Raw genomic sequence first — 19,588 nt, forward strand, 5'->3', positions numbered from 1 at the left:
CTGACTTATTGGGCAAGGTTTGGCTAATTGCAGCCTTTGCACTTGATTATGTCCGAGCAATTTTTTTTGAGAGCCAAAACGCGCCCAATGAAGATTTTCGTGAGCTCTCAAATCACGATTTTCACAAAAGTGAGAGCAATATAAAATTGCAGCTTGTTCGAAATATCATAGTCTCAACGATGTTTTTTGGACTTGGATTTCTCGCAAACAGTTTGAACTGGCTATAATTTCTTTAAGGCCAGCTAGGCTAATCGGTTAGATATCCTAATTAAACACCATAGCATGGCTATTAAATATGCGCCCAACTTGGACGCAGGAACATTCCACAACACCGCTTAAACCGCATCCTATTCGGGTTCACCTGATGTTCTATCATGCGGTTATTGCACCCTATTCGGGTATGCACACGCATCCGAATAGGGTGCGGGATTTTATTTTTTGAAATTCTTTGCACGTCCTTTTCGCGGCTTAGGCATATATGGCTTATGAACCAAAACTGGGTAGTTTTGGCCTTCACGCCATTCTTTGGGTTCTTGTGTAGCCGCTTTGAAGGAGCCACCGCTTCCCATAGGCATCATGGTCAATCGGTACTTCGCCGTCTTTCCCTTTCCATCGACACCAAGGCTTGCCAGTTCAGTCGCAACGATCCATCCTTTGGCCTGCAAGTCAGCTAATCCAGCCATGACAGTTTTTTGGGAGCAGCCCATATCTAAAGCCAAATCACGCGGAGAACGAAATACCTGTCCATTATTGTTGGTCACCTTCCTGTGTTTTTGAGCGGTTTCAGCAAAGCATCTGACTTGCAGGTGAAAATATATTTCTCTTGCCGCAAAAGAGAGAGCTTTCCATGCAGGAAGTGCGCGATGGTGCAAAATCCATTTAGTCCATTGGGGTTCGCGGTCTTCGTTACTTTTGTTCCTACCCATGACATATCACGTCGTCCAATTTTGCTGTGGCGACGAATTGGCTTTAGAAATCTCCCAAGCCAGCAAGGCAGATAATGGCCATCTCGTGCAACCTGACGATAGAGTCACTGGTGCGGGGAAGCCTGGCTCAGACTTTGCCCAGCGCCACGGTGTGGATCGGTGGACGCCGTAACGAGAAGCTACTTGAATGTCAGAAAGATATGTCTCAGCCATGCTATGCACTCCGGTTGATTGTCATCGGATGCAACCTATAGCGCAGCTGAACGGACGTCGCTGGGTAGCAAGCAAGGGGCTTACGACCCCTTATTCTTAGGCCTGCGTCGATAAAACTTTGGCATGTTCTTCTTCCATATATCTGAAACCGTAGTGGCAGAGCGGATGTCGAGGTTGTGTTTGCTGCACGCCTCTGCGACGGCCTCGCATGCAAGTTTATGCTTTAAACCCCTCTGCCTTAGAACATGCACACATCCAACAACAAGGCGATGAAGACCTAGCTTCCTTACATCCTCGTGGGCAGTATAGGCACGAGACTTGTATTGTGGAACGTCATGCTCCCCAGCTAAAGCCTTTGCTGTCCAAGCTGCTTCCTCAGCATCAAGCTCAACAGAGCAATAGATTTTTTCGGCTATCGCAAAACGTAACATGTCGTAATAATTGCGATCAGATAATGATCTCTCAAACAATGTTTCACGGTCGCGTTCCAAATACCGACGCCCTTCCACACGCAAAATGCGCCTTAGAATAGATGCATCATTCGTGGCATCGCCCCATAACCACCCTTGGTTTGCATTTCTATGATCTTCAATTCGATCATAAACTTTCTTAACTGCCTCCTCATATCCAATAGGCGGCCTCATTTTAGGTAAACCACACTGTCAGTAATAAGTTCTCCGCCGGTTAAATGATCGGCCCAAGCATCCATCATAAAGCGGCGTTTGTTGATCATATCCCCTCGCCGATAAGCGGCCTCAACGGCATTTGAAACTTTGTGCCCCAAGGCAATTTCTGCCATGTCACCGGGAAATTGTGTTTTTTCAGATACCCAGTCCCGAAATGTGGAACGCAAGCCATGCGGTACGGCTGGTCGTTTACTCACTCTATCGACATAACCGGAACCACCCTCGGCTAAATCTGCTTTGTGAATGCGTTTCATAGTAGCGCTGAGCGTCATGTCAGAGAGCATGCCGCCTCTGGAAGCTGTAAACACAAGTGGGCTGTCACTAAACCTTGGAAGCACCTCTAACAGCTCAATACAAGTTTTTGAAAGTGGTACCCTATGCTCTTTACTCATCTTGGTGCGGCTAGCAGGGATAATCCAAAGAGCATTCTCCAGATTTATCTCTTCCCAGGTGGCTCCACGAACCTCCTTAGAGCGTACTGCTGTTAGTGCTGAAAACTCTAACGCACGACAACCCATGCCAGAACGCTCTTTAAGGCCTGCAAGCCAGCGTGAGGCATCTTCAATTTGTAATGCTGGATGATTGCGAGAGACTTTAATTTTTTCAGGAGCCGGCAACAGCTCTTTGAGATTGCCCGACCAACGAGCTGGATTATCACCGCTACGATGACCGGACACTGTTGCCCACGACAAAACAGCTTCTATCCGCCCTCTCAGACGAGAAGCGGTTTCAGTTTTATCACTCCAAATAGGTTTTAGAACACGCAACACATCCTGAACAGTAATGTCTTGCACCAGCATTGAACCCAACTCGGGCTTCGCATAGGTCTCCAGCGTGTTACGCCATTGCTGACGGTGTTTTCCATTTTTAAAAGCATCCAGCTTACTACTGAGATACCGATCAATAGCATCCGAAAACACTAACCCTCGTCGCTGAGTGGCAATTAATGAGGCTCTGGCCGCCTTACGCTCCTCTACTGGATCAATACCATTGCGGATTTTGTTTTTTATCTCACGAGCTTTATCGCGTGCTTGAGCTAACGTAACCTCAGGATAACCGCCCAAACCAATCTCACGTCTATGATTGCCTACTTGGGTTCTAACAATCCAAGAACGTCCACCGTTGGGAGTAACTTGCAGCAACAACCCTGCGACTCCTCCAACTGCAAAGATTGAATTGCCGTTCTTACCGGTGTGCGTTAACCGCTTAACTTCAAGAGCAGAAAGTTCTTTGGCGATGCGTGGCATATATTACCCTCTATCTAACCCGCCAAAAAATATAAACACGGATGCAACTCAATGCAACAGCATGCGCAAATGAAATTCATAAAACCCAATGATTTTAGTACCTAAAGCGACAAATTGAGACAATTAGAGTGTTATCCTTGGCGGCCTGTCTGTCCGCCATTACCCAGTTTTTCAATATTTTTTGCTGTATCAGAAACCTTTATTATCTAAGGCTTTTCAGCCTTACTCTGCAGTGTTTCAACGTCGATTCCTGTGAACTCCGAAAACCATGTCATTTTGACAATTCATTCCAACTTTTTTCTCGAGATTATTACAATGATTTAACGAGCGTTATTCATAAAGCAGAAAAGCAATCGACAATGACCTTTCTCATCTAAGAGAATTTTAGAACCTTTAAATTGGATTTGTAACATTCTTCAATGATCCGCTCAGCTTCTTTTCTATTGTATTTGTCGTCGGCTTGAGAAAAATATTTAGCAGCACGCTCAGCCCAATATAAAGCAGCGTCTTTATCCAGGAACTTGTCGTGAGCATATCTTGGTAGGTCAGCACCGCTGTAATAAAGAGCAAGAGGCATATACGCCTTGCTATATCCCTGTTCAGCGGCTTTTTTCATCCATTCGCAACCATCTCTCTGTCTAACTATGACAGGTATGAAATATTGATCGCTAGCATGCATGAACAAGTCGCCAAGCTCGTATTGAGCTTCTGCATCACCACCTTTTGCTCTAAAAGCTATGTCAAAAATTTCATCCAAATCTCTTGTATTTTTGTCGATCCAATAGAGTTCTACAAGAGCGCTAACCTGATGCTCATTGTAATTTTTAGGAAGTATTTTCCTGGCTTCACTCTCTGTTCCTAAATAAGTTATTTCTTTGTTTTCTAAAAACTCATGGATGTATTTATATGGCTTGTCGGTAGAAACTGAGAGACATCTTGTAAACCAACTTTTTGCTTTGAGGCCATCCCTTCGCAAGCCACCTCGACCCTCTTTGTAGAAACGACCCAAGCCAAAGCATGCATTAATATTATATTTTCCCCGTACTTCAGCATTCAATCGATGAAACTCTGCAACTTCGCCGCTCTCGTCGTAAGGCCGCATGTCTTACCTCTTGATTTCTTGATAGCCACTTTAGGGTGCCCAGACGATAGATCATTTAAGCTGAATGCGGCGTGAACTTCAGCCTTCTCAATAAGATATCCTGTTTTCCGTTACCAATTTCGTCTGCATAGAAAGATCTTTGCCTTTCGTGTGTGATATCTATTTTAGACGTTGGTCTCTTCTTCACCGAATAGCTTCTATTCAAGAACCTTAATCATCACGAAATTCAACGTAAATTACGTATTTTAAAGCATGCCAATGAGAATGGTTCAGTGATTAAAGCCTGTGGTGATACTTTTGCTAAGAGCCAACCAATTTACCCCATAAGCTTTTCTTCTCATCCGGGTCAGAATCCGGCTCACCACAAACAACTTTTTCAAAGTTTTCGAAGAAGTTTTTTGATAATTTTTTTGCCGTACTCACCACCAGCCTGCTGCCAAGTTGTGCAAGCTTGCCACCGATTTCCGCTTTTGCAACATAGTTTAGCATGGTGCCACCATCTTGCTCGACAAGCTCGACATCAGCACCTCCTTTTGCATAGCCCGCAACGCCCCCATTGCCTTGACCGGCGAGAGAGAATTTATTCGGCGCGCCTTGTGTATCAAGGGTTACTTCTCCTCCAAATTTAGCTTTCACAGGGCCAACTTTAAGAACAACTTTTGCTGTCAGTTCTGTGTCAGAAACTTTGATGAGTTCTTCGCAACCAGGGATACACTGTTTCAAAATCTCAGGATCGTTGAGCGCGGCATAAACCACATCTTGGGGAGCATTGATAAAAATTTCGTCTTGTAGTTCCATTTTTTCCTCTAACAATAAAGTCCATGCATCAGCAAAAAGAATTAATCTCTTCCTGATGTCGTTGATTTGTAGATTTAGATGTTTTGTTTTTGGCAGATGATAATTGCCCAGTATCGGATGTTTTAGAATGCTTCGTCCCATCACGTTCTAACTCAGTTGAAGACGTCGCAGTTTTAGACCGTTTTTTATAAATAATCTCAGCTAATATTGAGAGCGCGATCTCTTCCGGCGTCACCGCTTTAATATCGAGCCCAGCCGGCGCTTTTAGCTCAGTGAAATCACTCTCATCCATTCCAGCGGCAACAAGCTTTTCCTGCAATCGTGCGGCTTTTTTATGGCTACCAACGAAGGAAATATAGTCAGCGGAATTAGCCAAAGCAGATTTCAATGCCGCCTCGTCTCCACTGCCTTGTGTAGAGACAACAATGAATCTCAATCCATCGCGAAGAGGAAGGTCAAAACCACTGATGAGATTATCGACATCTAGAAATGCGTGGTGATCCTTTTGTTTTGCGCAAACTGTACACGTGAACCCCAAGGGCTTTGCCAAAACTGTTAGCGCAATTGCAACGGGGCTGGAACCATATATTACCAATTCTGGCTTAGGGCGAACGGCTTCCACAAATATATCCATCGTGCCTTGGCTTGGGCACATATTAGTCGCAAATTTCACACCGTCCTTCGTCTCACCTGATGCAATCCCTTGCTCGGTGAGAAGGTCTTCCGGTTGCACTGACACAAGACGAGGATTTCCGTCTTTCAGCGCTTCGCGAGCGGCTTTTAAAACCGCAGAACGAGCACAGCCGCCGCCGATCCAACCTTCCGAAATTGAACCATCATCCATAATAATCGCTTTGGCGCCTGCTTTGGCCGATGTGACCGAAACAGTCCTGACAACGGTAGCCATTGCAAAAGGTTCACCTTTGAATTTGAGTTCTGAAATCATATCTAGAATATCCGTGTGGGCGTTTGTTGCCTTCGTCATATTCTCCCCAATTCTGGTTCTAGTGCAGCAAGGTCATTGAGTGTTGTCGCTGCTGCAAATAAATCGAGATGTGGCAGCGCGGCGGCCATGCCTTTAGCGACTGGTTCGTAATCCTTCCAGCCTTTTAGCGGGTTTAGCCAAATAACTTTGCATCCACGCTTTTTCAGGCGAGCCAATTCATTGGCTATCTTTTCAGGTGGATCGTTATCGTAGCCGTCAGATAGAATGATCACTACTGATCTTCCATTGACCTGCTGAGCCGCGTATTGCCGGTTAAAATGGCCCAAGTTTGTTCCTATTTTTGTGCCCCCACCAAAGCCTTGAGCCATCATAGACAAACGATTGACAGCACGGAACGTATCACCATCACGCAGAGCATCTGAAATACGGACAAGCTGAGTATGAAATAAATACGCATCTGTGTTTTGGTCGGCACTCATCAGCCCCTTCAAAAACGCTAAAAAGATACGTGAATAAACCGTCATAGAGCCTGACACATCCAAAAGCGCAATAATATTTTGAGGTTTGTTGGGCTTGTGACGCCGCAGCAAACGCAAAGGTTCGCCGCCAGTGGACACACTTTTTCGCGTGATTTTGCGTAGGTCGAGTTGAGCCCCTTTCCGTGCAGCCCGCCTACGCCGCGAACGGCGATACCGTATTGCTTTGGCAAGATCTTCTGCCACCTTTTCGGCACGACTTAGATCTTCTGGCTTCATAAATTCTCGAAGGTCAGTTTTATTGATGTTGTCAATTTTGGATGCGATCAGTTTGCCTTCACCAGATTGAGCAGACTCACCTTCCCGGTTATCGTCGGGCAGATCTTGTTCCCCAGTCGAACGCGTATCGCTGGCTTGCTCAAACAAGCTTTTGTTGGTCCGACGGCTCTTTTTTTCAACCGCCTTCATCGTATGTTGATCGCGCCTGCGATCACGCCCCTTATTCATCCAGTAAGCTTTGAAAAGTTCGTCAAATCTATCAAAACGATCCGCATCATTTGCGCAGACTGATTTGAGCGCGAGCCGAGTCTCATTGATGTTTGCGAGATTAATGTGGCGCATAGAAAGAAGCGCGGCTTCTGTTTCTGCAACGCCAACATTGATACCGTTATAGCGCAGATGTTCCATAAAGCCGGTCATTCGCTCCGACACATTGCGTGTACTTTCAGGAAACTGAGTGATCGGCATTATGCGACCTTCCCTAAGAGACGCTGAGTGATTTCCGTTGGAATAGCGGCCTGATCGGATTGTGTTTTTAACAAACAGACAAGGGTTGCTTGCAGAGTAACTGGATCGTCGGATAGATCATTAATACCCAAGCCTGAAATGGCTGCGGCCCAATCAAGCATCTCAGCCACGCCCGGCTTCTTCTCAAGTTCCTCTTTCCTAATAGCTTGAACAAAACCCACAATTTGCTGTGCGAGCAGCGTATTTAATTCTGGGTTACGTTTCTCCAAAATGGCTAATTCTGTCTTCAAATCTGGGCATTCAACAAATGAATAAATACAGCGCCGGCGTAGAGCATCAGATAAATCCCGCGCGCCATTTGCGGTCAAAACCACAAAGGGCCTACAGGTTGCCTTGATGGTTCCAAGCTCCGGTATTGAAACTTGAAAATCTGAAAGAATCTCCAGCAGATAGGCTTCAAACTCTTCATCGGCACGGTCCACCTCATCGATAAGAAGGACTGGTGGTTTGTCTTGCGAAATTGCTTCTAGCAAGGGGCGTCGTAGGAGGTATTTTTCAGAAAAAATACGGTCTTCGATATTACCGTGGCTATCACTGCTAGCATCAGCACGAATGGCGAGTAATTGTCGCTGATAATTCCATTCGTAGATGGCTGAAGCAGAATCCAATCCCTCATAACATTGGAGTCTGATGAGGTTTGTTTCTTTTATGTCAGCGAGTGTTTTGGCAATTTGGGTTTTGCCAACACCCGCTGCACCTTCAAGCAAGAGCGGACGCCCGAGCTGCATGGCAAGGTGAAGTGCCATAGCCAGCGCGTCTGAAGCCACATAGCTATTGTCAGCCAACTCTGTTTTTAATTGGGTCCAGGTCATATTATCACTTTGAAATTTGACGGCTCGAAGAACATCTTACAAGCCGTCTTATTTTCTAATCATGCAAACCTAATTTATTAGCTGTTTGCCAAATGCGCCAATGATCATGCGGCATATTTGTATGCCGAAGCCCAAAGGCACGGAAGGCGTCTTGAACCGCGTTCGAGAAACAAGGCACGCCGCCAACATGCGGGCTTTCGCCTACTCCTTTGGCTCCAATCGGGTGGTGAGGACTAGGTGTTACTGTGTGATCGGTCTCGTAATTTGGCGTTTCCCATGCCGTCGGCAAGAAAAAGTCCATCAATGATCCAGTCTTCACGTTACCCATTTCATCATAAGCTATTTCCTGCCCCAGAGCGACCGCTAGAGCCTCGGTCAAGCCACCATGAACTTGTCCTTCGATGATCATTGGATTGATGCGCGTTCCGCAATCATCCAACGCATAAAAGCGTCGAACATCTGTAACACCCGTGTCCACATCGATGTCCATGACACAAACATAAGCACCAAAGGGATATGTCATGTTTGGCGGATCATAATAGCTTACAGCTTCTAAACCTGGCTCAAGACCAGGAATGACTTGGTTGTAAGAGGCATATGCAATCTCTTTCATTGTTTTAAAGCGCTCAGGCGCCCCTTTGACAACAAAGCGATCAACATCCCATTCAAGATCACCATCATGAACTTCCAGCATATAGGCGGCTATCATCTGTGCCTTCGCCCGAATTTTGCGGCCAGCCATAGCAGCGGCAGCCCCGGCAACCGGCGTTGAACGAGAACCATAGGTTCCAAGACCATAAGGCGCTGTGTCTGTATCCCCTTCTTCAAGGGTAATATCATCTGCGGATAGGCCTATTTCACTGGCAAGGATTTGCGCAAAAGTTGTTGCATGTCCCTGACCTTGAGAAATTGTGCCAAGCCTTGCAATTGCTGAGCCTGTTGGATGAATTCTAATCTCACAAGAATCGAACATGCCCATACCTAAAATATCGCAGTTCTTAACTGGACCTGCCCCAACAATTTCCGTGAAGAAAGAAAGTCCGACACCCATCAGCTTGCGCGTTTCCCCGCGTTTGAATGACGCGACGCGTTCGGCTTGTTCTGCGCGAAGTGCTTTATAATCCACAGCTTCAAGGGCTTTATCCCATGCGGTGTGATAATCGCCTGAATCGTACTCCCAGCCCAAAGCGGACTGATAAGGAAACTGTTCTTTCTTGATAAAATTGATCCGGCGCAAATCGGCAGCGTCCATATCCAACTCAATCGCCAAGATTTCAATCATGCGCTCAATGAGATAGACCGCCTCTGTCACGCGAAAAGAACACCGATAAGACACGCCACCTGGCGCTTTGTTCGTGTAAATGCCATCCACTGCCAGATACGCGGTTGGAATATCATATGAACCAGTACAAATACTCATGAAACCGGCAGGAAACTTCGTGGGATCCGCACAGGCATCAAAAGCACCGTGGTCAGCCGTCACGTGAACATCAAGGCCTGTGATTTTACCTTCCTTGGTCGCGCTTATCTTGCCTTTCATCCAATAGTCTCTGGCAAAGGCCGTTGAGGTTAAATTTTCGATCCTATCTTCAACCCATTTAACTGGCTTACCTGTTACAATAGAAGCAACAATTGAGCAGACATAGCCTGAATAAACACCCACCTTATTTCCAAAACCGCCCCCAATATCAGGCGAGATTACCCTGATATTGCTTTCAGCGATGCCCGATAAGAGCGATGCAACTGTTCGCACCACATGAGGTGCTTGAAAGGTGCCATATAAAGTCAGTTTGCCATTCACTTTATCCATGCTGGCCACAGAGCCACATGTCTCAAGTGGGCATGGGTGCGTACGGTGATAATACATTGTTTCTTCGGCCGTAACCTCAGCATTATCGATGACACTTTTAGTTGCTTCTTTCTCACCAGCTTCCCAAGTGAAAATATGATTAGGATGGCGACGCGGCCCATGGGCACCTGTTTTTTGATCCGCGATATCTTCACGTAAAATGGGTGCGCCTTCAATCTCCGCTTTAAAGGGATCAACCAGTACGGGCAATTCTTCATATTCAACTTCAACGAGTTCAACCGCATCAGCTGCCGCATAGCGATCATTTGCCACAACAAAGGCAACTTCTTGTCCTTGAAAAAGAACTTTTCCGTCTGCAAGCACCATTTGTTTGTCGCCAGCAAGCGTTGGCATCCAGTGAAGGTTAAGCGGTCTAAGGTCATCGGCTGTTAGGACGGCTACCACACCGGGCACAGCCATTGCAGCATCCGTGTTTATACTTTTCACATAGGCATGGGGATAGGGTGAACGCACAAAGTCGCCAAAGAGCATTCCTGGCAGCTTAATGTCATCGACATAATTACCCTTGCCTTGCGTAAAGCGTGCATCTTCAACCCGTTTGCGTGAGCAGCCGAGACCTTTTAATGCGGCGGAGCGTTCTTCTTTTGGAGGTGTCATCTCGTTCATTGTGCTGCCTCCTTAACGGCATTTAATTCAGCGACGGCTGCCAAAATCGCTTTGATGATATTCTGATACCCCGTACACCGGCAGAGATTTCCTGCCATTCCAAACCTGATTTCTTCTTCCGTTGGATCAGGAATTTCTTGCAAAAGCCTATGCGCTCTGGTGATCATGCCTGGAGTGCAAAAACCACACTGCAGACCGTGATGTTCTTTAAACATTTCCTGCAAAACATGTAGTGAATCTGGATTGCCCAGGCCTTCGATTGTGGTGATGTCTGCACCATTTGCTTGAGCCGCAAACACAGTGCAAGATTTAACTGACTTCCCACCCATATCAACAGTGCACGCACCGCAATGCGATGTTTCGCAACCAATGTGAGGGCCTGTGATGTTTAGCCTTTCACGCAAGACATGAATAAGCAGTTCGCGAGGTTCGGCGAGCGTTTCAACATCTTCACCATTGACCTTCATTTTAATATGCATTTTTCCCATAACTATCCTCCCGCCGCTATCTAAGCGCGTTCAATCGCGCGCTCGATAGCACGGCGAATGACGATTTTTGCAGCATGTTTTTTAAATTCAATTGGACCACGATTATCTTCACCGGGATCAGTGGCGTTCACTGCTGCAACAGTTGCAGCTTCGATATCATCCGCATTTAAATTTGAGTCATTGAGGATTGATACCGCTTCCTCACAATAAATGGGTGTATCTGCAAGATTGGTAAGGGCAATGGATGCATGAGCGCATGTTGCACCTTCTTTTGTGATCAACACGCCAGCGGCGGCCGTCGCATAATCACCAATTTTGCGCTTTTGTTTTTCATAGGCATATCCGCCAGAAGACACTGCGAAGGATATAGATGTTAAAACCTCTTCATCTTCACGGGCTGTAAAGTACGCTGCCTCGTAAAAATCACGCGCCGCGACGGTTCTCGAACCGTTCGGCCCAACGAGCGTATAAGTAGCATTCAAACATTGCATCAGACCCGGCATGTCATTACTTGGATCGCCGTTTGCAACATTTCCGCCGATTGTACCTACATATCGAACCTGAGGATCAGCTATTTGAAGTGCCGCTTCTGCAACGATTGGTGCGGCCTTTGCCAGACTTTCACTTGCTATGAGTTCGTGCTGCGTTGTCATCGCACCAATTGTTATGGTGTTGCTGTCAACGCTTATGCCTCTCAACTCACTGATCGCTTGCAAGTCAACAAGATGAGAAAGATCTGTCATCCGTAATTTCATCATCGGAATCAGACTATGCCCGCCCGCAAGAACTCTGGCTTCGTCACCGTGCTCACCGATAATTCGAATTGCATCATCGATAGTATCTGGCCGGTGGTATTCAAATGCTGCTGGTATCATTAGTTCCTCCATCTAATTGATGAATCTATCTAAGAGGAGGATTTTCTATCTGGCATTCACATATCTGCGAAATGCGGTATTTGCTGCACGAAATGCGAACATCTTTCATGAAATGCGAATACTGGACGCTAATGATGCGTCAATTAATTCGGATATCACTTATCAGCCTGAACAGCCTCATGCATATTTCGTAAAAAATCAGGGTAAGCAGATTGTATGCGACTCCAGTTTGGAATGAAGGGTGTCTCCATTGGGTTTTCCAAGAAGGTATGACCCGCCTCAACAATATTTGCCGCGAAAAGCTCAACCGCTTCTTCTTCTTGGTGGCGGTCTGTGTAAAGCCCGTTCATGAGCGCATCATGGTGGTACATCTCGATCAAATCCAATGCACATCGATAATAGGTCGCTTTGATGGTACGGAAGGTTTCATGTGAGAAAACATATCCGTTATTTGCTAGCTTTCTAAACAACGCTTTTGCAATATCAATCGACATACGCGAAAGACCTGTTGAGGCATCTGCCTTCGAAAGGTCTTGGTGTTTGTGGTCATAAACATCAGCAACATCTACCTGACAAACGGAACGTGGTGAAAGATTGCGCCACACCTCTGACAAAACGCCTATTTCCAATCCCCAGTCGGAAGGAATACGGATGTCTGGCAATATGCTTGTTCGCATGGCGAACTCACCGGCTAGCGGGTAACGGAAGCCTTGCAAATATTCAATGTAATCATGATGCCCGCATGTTTTTTGTATCGCCATCAAAAGCGGAGAAACCAAGAGGCGAGAGGCTCGGCCATTTAATTTTCCGCCCGCTATACGGGGATAATATCCCTTGCAAAACTGGTAGGGGAATGCCGGATTAGAAACTGGATAGACCAGCCTTGCCAGCATTTCGCGCGAATAGGTCAAAATATCACAATCATGCAAAGCCACCACATCAGAATTTTGCGAGGCCAAAGCATAACCGATACAATACCAAACATTGCGCCCCTTACCCGGCTCTTTGGGGGCAAGACCGGCATCAGCGAGTTGCTTGTGAAGTGCCTTTAAGCGTGGGCCATCATTCCACAAAACGTCATGTTTTTGAGGAAGGCGTGAGAAGTAGTTCTTTGCATATTTGTATTGTTCTTCATCAGCGCGATCGAGACCTATAATAATATGATTTATATAATCAGCCCCTGAAAGTTCATCAAGGATCGTGGAAAGAGCTGGCCTTTCAAGCTCGGAAAACAAGGAAGGAAGAATGAGAGTGATTTTCCGAGTTGCAGAGAAGGTGCGCAGTTCGCGCTCCAATTCAACCAATGAAACCTGCGTCAAATTATGCAGTGTTGCAACGCTGCCATTTTGATGAAAATCTGCCAATTCAATCCCCTCTAATATATGCGCTTATCGTAATACATTAAGTACAGCATCATTCCACCCTTCGGGTCCAGCAAAAGTCGCTCGGATTATTTTTCCCGTCGCCTCACCTGGTAATTCATTAATTCCTGAATGCGAAGAATTTGGAATAATAATACCAAGATCAGCCGCCTCCAGCATGGCAATGTCATTGGGGGCATCACCAAGTGCCACACAAAATGGATCGACCCCATTTGCACGATGTCGATCGATAATCTTCTGCATCTGATCGACCTTACGCCCCCCAAATGAGAGCGTTAAAAACCGCCCTCCCCGTTGTGCAATAATACCTTCATTTTGCAAAAATGAACGAAACCCTTCCAATTCATCATCGCTACCTGACCATAATCCTGGCTCAGAAAATTGTCGCGCTTTAGAAAGCTTAGCGGCATTGAGGGTAAGACCGGTAAGCTGCGATATCTCTTCCGCCTCCCATTGAGAAAACCCCGTGAAATGCCCACGATAAATTGCTGGTAATTCCGTCAATACATCCAGTAGACGCTGATAGTATTCATTCGAACTTTTTTCTAAACTGCCTGATAAAAGAAGCCCTGCCCCATTTTCAACGATAGCCTCGCAGTGCTCAAAACCAATGTCGCGCCTTAAAGGAGCAATTTCCGCTGCTGTTTTACTCGATGCCAAAATCAGCTCTATGTGATTAGCGCGCAATGCATCAAGTGCTTCACGCGCTGGTGCATGGGAATAGGTTTGATGGTCAAGCAAAGTGCCATCAAGGTCGCTGAAGAGAATAAATGGGCGGTCCAACTTATTGTTCATGCATCAATCACGATTAGTTATCCAGCGGCACTGGTAGGGTTCAAATTCGATGTCACCATCAAACTCCATGATGCCCTCACCAGAAAGAAGGTCGCTCCAGCTTTCACCGCCGATCAGGTTTAGAGAAAGGCCTGAAATTGAAATTGGTTTGTTGGTCAGATTATGTATCGCAAATATGCTTTGTGTTCTATCCATGCTTTGGCGCCAGAACCCAAACAGACCTTCACCCAATTGAAGTGTGAACTGGGTTGCATTTGGATGGAAGGCTGGTTGTGAGATCCTGATCCCGATCAACCGTTTCATGGCAGAGAATACGCGCGCGTGGTGCGTATCATTATCGTCTAAGAGCTCAGTGATTTCTGGATAATGCCAGCGCCGGCGATTGATGGCACGACTATGCCCGGCTTTTTCAACACCATCATGATCGTTTTGTGTGCCGAGCAGAGAATGAATATAAAAGGCTGGAATACCTTCAAGACCCATAGCAATGATCTGGCTACACAAAAAGCGTTGTATATTCCATTCATCCCGCCCTTCCACTGTTCCTTGAAGAGCATCATAAAGCGCCACATTAATCTCGTAGGGATGCATCACGCCGTCATTGCCCTCACGCATGCTGACCAAGCCGCCAAACTCTTTAACAGTGTCAATCATCTGGGTAATACTTTGTGGGCTTAAGAGCCCTTCAGCTGGGCGCATGCCTATGCCGTCATGGGAGGCGGTGAAGTTGAAATATGTGCAGCCCATTTGCGCTGGCGGCATACTCATTTGCCAAGCATTGAGATGCTTTGATGTGCCATTTAAAAGGGCGTGCAAGAGCAGCGGCGGCAAGGAAAAATTATAGACAACATGAGCCTCGTTACGATTGCCGAAGTAACTCAGATTTTCAAAATTAGGCACATTGGTTTCTGAAATCAGAACGAGCGCTTGTTCATTGTAATCGGCGAGCAGACGGATAAGACGAATGATGTCGTGCGTTTGTTGAAGGTGAATTGAAGTAGTGCCCGCTTGCTTCCATAAAAAAGCGACCGCATCGAGCCGTAGCACACGAACACCCCGATCAATGTGGAAACGTAAAATGCGCAGAAATTCTATGAGAACATCAGGGTTGCGAAAATCAAAATCCACCTGATCGTGACTGAAGGTACACCAGATATGCTTTGTTCCGCCTGCTGTTTCCACTTCACGTAAGAGAGAATGCGCGCGCGGACGAACAACTTTAGAGATATCGTCATCAGGAGAGGCTTCAAAGAAGAACTTATCATAAGGTTCGTGGCCTTGCAGATAGGCGTTGAACATTTCGCTTTGGCTGGAACAATGATTGATCACAAGGTCAGACATCAGCCTGAAATCTTTTCCGATACGGCTGATATCTTCCCATGCACCAAGGGTGCTGTTGACGGACCGATAATCGGTTATCGCGAAGCCATCATCTGACGTATAGGGAAAATAAGGAAGGATATGGATACCGCTCACTTCATCTTTAAGCCGCTTTTCCATAAAATCGTGGAGTAGGTCTAGGGGCTTGTGCTCACCATCAACAAAGCTGTTGCCATAGGTAATGACAAAGCTGTCCTTTTCATTCCAGATTGTGCTTCCTGGCGCCCTTCCGCGTCTGCGCGGCGCCTCTTGAGCCGGCCAAAATGCCGAGATCATTTCCTTGGCCAACACATCTTTTTCATGATCAGGGTAGATCGAACCTACAAGCAATTCGAGACTTTCGCGCAAGCGGGCAGATATATCCCTATGCTTTGACTCCCAACTTTTTGATGATTGAATTATTGGCTCCATGAAGTATTTATTTAAATCCCTGCCGCTGATGACAAAAATATCCATGCTATTTTCTTAAATAAAAGCAACGGTCTATCTGTCATTGTCGTTACGTTTTCTTGTAGGCTAGCGCCAAAATGCGTGCAGTGCAACATTGAATAATGTGCACGCAAAAATGAACTGACTATCCAAACGATAACTATCAACAAACTCACTATTTTGAGGTTTTTGACCACCTAAACTAAGAGTCGAACTGACCTACAATTGAATCTTTACATTTATCTTGTAGTACCAAGATATGACGAGCGAGAGATACCATGTGTTGTTTGTAGATGATGAAGCCAATATCTTGGCTTCGCTCAAGCGCGCTTTGCAATACAAAAGCGACCAATGGAAGATGACTTTTACATCTGACATTGATGAGGCGATTGCACTCACAAAGTCGGATTGTCCGCAGGTTATTGTCAGTGATTTGAGAATGCCTCAGATGTCAGGGATCGAAATGATCGGCGAGATGCGGCAGGTCATGTCCTCGCCTGCAATCTTTATGTTGCTAACAGGAAATGGCGACATGGCATCCGCAATTGGAGCTATCAATGATGCGCAGGTTTTCAGATTTTTGACAAAACCCTGCCCCGCAGATGAACTCATTTATATGATAGAAGATGCACTGAACGAATTTCAGCTCAAAGATATAGAAAACAATGCCGACGATGCTGATATGAAGGAGGCGGCTTTATCTTTGCTCTCACCGGCAATTGCGATTGTCGATAGCAAGGCCGCTAGCGTCTATGTGAATGAAAGCGCAACTGACATATTCGCATTGAAAGACGGTTTATTCCTTGATGCCGCAGGCATTGTTCGCGCTGCCAAGTCTGACATATCAAAAAAGATAACCGATGCCATATCTCATGCGAGCAGCAATCAAGATGCACCAGCACAATTTTTCAGCATACCGAGACAATCACATTATAGAAATTTAATGCTCGTGGTTCTGCCAAGTCGCAACGCTCGTGTGGCTTTGCTGATAACAGACCCAGAACGTACAACTGTGTTGTCGCCAGAATGCTTGCTGTCTCTTTTTGAGCTGACAAAATCCGAGGCGCTGATCGCCCATACCCTTGCCAATGGCGGCAGCATTGAAGATGCCGCAGCAGCGAGCAGGATCACAATTTCAAGTGCACGCACTTATTTAAAACGGATATTCTCAAAAACAGGCGTTTGCCGTCAACCTGACCTGGTCCAGCTCATTTTGACAACACCTGCGCCGCTTATCAGGCAACCATCCGATGTGAATGTTGCCTGATAGATATTAGCATGATCTCTTACCAAGCCGAATTTGGCAACTTGAGTATCGTTGTATAATTTTTCTCCTCTCTGTTGAAGAGTTCCAATGTTCCACCATGTAATTCGGCAATATTTCTTGCCAATGATAACCTTAAACCAACGCCCCTGTTGCGATAAAATGGTGTGCGCAACAAAACATCATTTGTTGTAAAGTAAGTGCTTTGCTCTACATCAAACTGCGGGCCTTTATCATCCAGCTCAAGAACCAACGACTCATCATCATCCTCTTCGAAAGACGCTCTTAGTGTGATTGTTGTTGCATCCTCGTTGAATTGCATAGCGTCTTCGACAAGCGCGCGCACGGCGACATCACACAAATGCGGATCAATTCTCAGGTCAGGAATTTCGCCATCATAGTCCACGATAAACGTGGCTTTCTCATAGCCTTCTTCAAGCGTTTTAATTGTATTACGCAGCATTGATTTTAGAGAAATTTTCTTGCGTCTCAGCCGACGCTCACCAGTTTCTATTGCGCTCAGCGTTGCTGCAGCCTCGCTCATTGCGACAAACTCGCCTCCACTTTTAGAAACATAATCTGCATAGGCATGCAGCTCAACTGGCGCGGTTGCTTCTTGCTTCACAAAATCCGCGAACTCCATCAAACAACGCAAAGGGTCTTTCATATCATTGTTAAAATGCGTCCATATATCCTTATCGAATTTCTTTGGTTTAATGCGACATTCATATTCATCGATGGCTTGTGTGATAACATCGCGTAGCTTGTCGATCTTAAATGGTTTTTGTAGAAAACGAAAAACGCCTGCTTTGTTTATAGCTTCAATCGTCGATTGAGATGTTGCATCACCGGTTAGTAAAATTCGTACAGTATCCGGCCAACACCGCTTAACCTCGCTTAAGAAACCAATCCCGTCGATACCCGGCATTCTCAAATCACTTACAATAACAGCATAAGGCCCATGCCGATGGATATATTGAAGAGCCTGACTAGCGCCGACGGCGACATCAATGTCACGCCCACCTCGTAATGCACGCTTAATCCCCAGCACCACAGGAAGCTCGTCATCTACAATTAAAACTTTATCGTTATTTTTATTATTTGGTAAAATATCTGTTTTTTCTAATTTCATATTCATAAATATTACCTCCATATTTCTCTCAATAATATTCTTTTTAAAAAAATCGGATATCCTCAAATTGGGATATACTCTTGATTGATTTTCCGGCACTGTTTGGCTGTAATGAAAATTAAATATAAATAGATATAAAATAACGCCGAATTTATTCTTTGATTTTTGACGAGGCAGGATTAGTACGATGAGTGAAAATGCACGCGTGCTTATAGTCGATGATGATGAGCGTTTGTTGAATGCTATCAAGCGTACGCTGCGGAAAGATTTTGATTTAACCGTAGCCCTTGGCGCACAAGAAGCCCTCAAAATTTTAAAAACAAGCAAACCCTTTGAGGTTGTGGTCAGCGACCAGAATATGCCTGACATGAAGGGTGTCGACTTTTTGAATGAGGTTGAAAAAAAATGGCCCTCAGTCGTGCGCATCATGCTGACTGGTAACAACGATCAAGATACGGCCGCTTCAGCCATTAACACTGGTAAAATTTTTCGCTTTCTAACCAAGCCTTGTGAACAAAAAACACTTGCCGCAGCCATCAATGACGGCGTGAACCACCATCATTTGCTGATGGCCGAAAAGCGCCTTCTCCAGCATACATTGGCTGGTTGCATCAAGGCGTTAACCGATATGTTAGCACTGGCAAAACCCGATATATTTCATCGTTCATCAGACATACGCCGATGGGCGGAAAAAGTGGCTGATCATTTAGAAATCAACAAAACATGGGAATTGGACCTTGCCGCCATGTTCAGCTATCTAGGTTATGTCACAATACCAGATCATCTTATTCGTAAGCACCTGTTTCTTGCGCCCCTTGAAGAAGACGAACAAAAGCTCATCCGCGAGGCACCCGGAGTTGCACGCGGTTTCATTCAAAATATTCCTAAAATGGAAGCCGTCTCGGAGATCGTTTATTATAGCCGCAAGGGCTTTGATGGCACTGGGTATCCCTATGAAAACAGATGGGGGGAAGATTTGCCCATAACATCGCGTATATTAAACGCTTTACTTACCTTGTCCGATCTAACCGTTCCCGACAATCCATCATTCGATATAGCCTTCGCACGCTTAAAAAAACACGAAGAGCGCTATGATCCTAAAATTCTCAAAACAATCGAGAAAGTTCTGCATGACGATGAGGCATTTTCGTCTCATACAGAGAAAGAAACTGCGGCAACGGGGTGATTATAATAATCACTTAAACTTACAGACACACAGACAGACAGTTGAATAATTTTCTTGGAACTAATTATTTTTTTGACTACACTGTCTTATCTGCTACTTTAAGTGGACAAATAAGCAAAGAATGTCTGCTTTATGATGTGCAATATTTGGAGGAGAACGACAATGAAA

18 protein-coding genes are annotated in these 19,588 nt (G+C 45.6%); 2 read left to right on the forward strand and 16 right to left on the reverse strand.

What is annotated here, in order from left to right:
* Positions 1 to 431: 431 nt before the first annotated feature.
* From ABJ081_05225 to ABJ081_05295, 15 genes are all read right to left on the reverse strand, one after another.
* Positions 432 to 926, reverse strand: a complete 495-nt coding sequence (locus ABJ081_05225; protein ID MEP6356062.1) for a hypothetical protein — start codon at positions 924 to 926, stop codon at positions 432 to 434.
* A gap of 6 nt (positions 927 to 932) precedes the next feature.
* A complete protein-coding gene (locus ABJ081_05230) occupies positions 933 to 1,139 on the reverse strand; it encodes a hypothetical protein (protein ID MEP6356063.1) in 207 nt (68 codons plus the stop codon).
* An 80-nt stretch (positions 1,140 to 1,219) separates the two neighbouring features.
* Positions 1,220 to 1,783 carry a hypothetical protein gene (locus ABJ081_05235; GenBank protein ID MEP6356064.1) on the reverse strand — a complete coding sequence of 188 codons (564 nt, stop codon included), beginning with the start codon at positions 1,781 to 1,783 and terminating at the stop codon, positions 1,220 to 1,222.
* Complete coding sequence (locus tag ABJ081_05240; protein ID MEP6356065.1) at positions 1,780 to 3,072, reverse strand: integrase arm-type DNA-binding domain-containing protein; 1,293 nt, start codon at positions 3,070 to 3,072, stop codon at positions 1,780 to 1,782. Before ABJ081_05240 ends, ABJ081_05235 begins: the two co-directional genes overlap by 4 nt.
* Before the next feature lie 373 nt (positions 3,073 to 3,445).
* Positions 3,446 to 4,174, reverse strand: coding sequence for a hypothetical protein (locus tag ABJ081_05245; protein MEP6356066.1), 729 nt, complete (start codon positions 4,172 to 4,174; stop codon positions 3,446 to 3,448).
* 300 nt (positions 4,175 to 4,474) lie between these two features.
* Positions 4,475 to 4,972, reverse strand: coding sequence for a carbon monoxide dehydrogenase subunit G (locus tag ABJ081_05250; protein ID MEP6356067.1), 498 nt, complete (start codon positions 4,970 to 4,972; stop codon positions 4,475 to 4,477).
* Between the two features lie 28 nt (positions 4,973 to 5,000).
* Entirely contained in the window at positions 5,001 to 5,957 is a 957-nt protein-coding gene (locus ABJ081_05255) for an XdhC family protein (GenBank protein ID MEP6356068.1), read from the reverse strand.
* Positions 5,954 to 7,141 carry a VWA domain-containing protein gene (locus tag ABJ081_05260; protein ID MEP6356069.1) on the reverse strand — a complete coding sequence of 396 codons (1,188 nt, stop codon included), beginning with the start codon at positions 7,139 to 7,141 and terminating at the stop codon, positions 5,954 to 5,956. Before ABJ081_05260 ends, ABJ081_05255 begins: the two co-directional genes overlap by 4 nt.
* A complete protein-coding gene (locus ABJ081_05265; protein MEP6356070.1) occupies positions 7,141 to 8,013 on the reverse strand; it encodes a MoxR family ATPase in 873 nt (290 codons plus the stop codon). The genes ABJ081_05260 and ABJ081_05265 overlap by 1 nt, the downstream gene beginning before the upstream one ends.
* Before the next feature lie 55 nt (positions 8,014 to 8,068).
* The gene (locus ABJ081_05270) at positions 8,069 to 10,489 is read right to left on the reverse strand and encodes an aerobic carbon-monoxide dehydrogenase large subunit (protein ID MEP6356071.1); all 2,421 of its coding nucleotides are present in this window, start codon (positions 10,487 to 10,489) and stop codon (positions 8,069 to 8,071) included.
* The gene (locus ABJ081_05275; GenBank protein ID MEP6356072.1) at positions 10,486 to 10,977 is read right to left on the reverse strand and encodes a (2Fe-2S)-binding protein; all 492 of its coding nucleotides are present in this window, start codon (positions 10,975 to 10,977) and stop codon (positions 10,486 to 10,488) included. The genes ABJ081_05270 and ABJ081_05275 overlap by 4 nt, the downstream gene beginning before the upstream one ends.
* A 20-nt stretch (positions 10,978 to 10,997) precedes the next feature.
* Positions 10,998 to 11,852, reverse strand: a complete 855-nt coding sequence (locus ABJ081_05280; GenBank protein MEP6356073.1) for a xanthine dehydrogenase family protein subunit M — start codon at positions 11,850 to 11,852, stop codon at positions 10,998 to 11,000.
* 155 nt (positions 11,853 to 12,007) lie between these two features.
* Complete coding sequence (locus ABJ081_05285) at positions 12,008 to 13,216, reverse strand: glycosyl transferase (protein ID MEP6356074.1); 1,209 nt, start codon at positions 13,214 to 13,216, stop codon at positions 12,008 to 12,010.
* 24 nt (positions 13,217 to 13,240) lie between these two features.
* Complete coding sequence (locus ABJ081_05290; GenBank protein MEP6356075.1) at positions 13,241 to 14,029, reverse strand: HAD-IIB family hydrolase; 789 nt, start codon at positions 14,027 to 14,029, stop codon at positions 13,241 to 13,243.
* A gap of 3 nt (positions 14,030 to 14,032) precedes the next feature.
* Positions 14,033 to 15,865 carry a sugar phosphorylase gene (locus ABJ081_05295; protein MEP6356076.1) on the reverse strand — a complete coding sequence of 611 codons (1,833 nt, stop codon included), beginning with the start codon at positions 15,863 to 15,865 and terminating at the stop codon, positions 14,033 to 14,035.
* A gap of 232 nt (positions 15,866 to 16,097) precedes the next feature.
* Here ABJ081_05295 and ABJ081_05300 point away from each other — a divergent pair, with 232 nt between their 5' ends.
* The gene (locus ABJ081_05300; protein ID MEP6356077.1) at positions 16,098 to 17,105 is read left to right on the forward strand and encodes a response regulator; all 1,008 of its coding nucleotides are present in this window, start codon (positions 16,098 to 16,100) and stop codon (positions 17,103 to 17,105) included.
* A 19-nt stretch (positions 17,106 to 17,124) separates the two neighbouring features.
* Here the strand turns inward: ABJ081_05300 and ABJ081_05305 are convergent, their stop codons facing one another.
* Positions 17,125 to 18,240 carry a hybrid sensor histidine kinase/response regulator gene (locus ABJ081_05305; protein MEP6356078.1) on the reverse strand — a complete coding sequence of 372 codons (1,116 nt, stop codon included), beginning with the start codon at positions 18,238 to 18,240 and terminating at the stop codon, positions 17,125 to 17,127.
* 181 nt (positions 18,241 to 18,421) lie between these two features.
* Between ABJ081_05305 and ABJ081_05310 the strand changes: the two genes are divergently transcribed.
* Positions 18,422 to 19,420, forward strand: coding sequence for an HD domain-containing phosphohydrolase (locus tag ABJ081_05310; protein MEP6356079.1), 999 nt, complete (start codon positions 18,422 to 18,424; stop codon positions 19,418 to 19,420).
* Positions 19,421 to 19,588 lie beyond the last annotated feature (168 nt).

It is taken from the genome of Hyphomicrobiales bacterium, assembly GCA_039989895.1.
Taxonomy (GTDB): domain Bacteria; phylum Pseudomonadota; class Alphaproteobacteria; order Rhizobiales; family JACESI01; genus JACESI01.